Raw genomic sequence first — 240 nt, 5'->3', positions numbered from 1 at the left:
GCACCAAAAGGTGAAATACGTGGGAAGAACATAGACGCAAATGCGATGACTGCTGCAATTACTAATGCTCCAATTAGCACCGGCTTTTACACCGTGCCCTCTATCATCTGTATGTATGAATAGACAGACGTTGCAAGTAGCAAGATAAGCATAATACACGTTTTGCCTACTGTCCCGCCAATTGTCATCGCAGAAGCGCTTGCTCCCGCTTTACGGAATGCCTCTTTTTTCAACATTGGA

Annotated in this window: 1 pseudogene; it reads right to left on the bottom strand. The window is 45.0% G+C overall.

Features of this window, described 5'->3' with window-relative positions:
* Positions 1–240: pseudogene (locus KVT31_RS29950) on the bottom strand (Bax inhibitor-1/YccA family membrane protein); the annotation flags it as partial.

This window comes from Bacillus sp. GbtcB14, assembly GCF_019091205.1.
GTDB lineage: Bacteria > Bacillota > Bacilli > Bacillales > Bacillaceae_G > Bacillus_A > Bacillus_A cereus_AG.
Note: the sequence above shows the minus strand (reverse complement) of the source record. Positions and strands in the feature narration are given on the sequence as shown.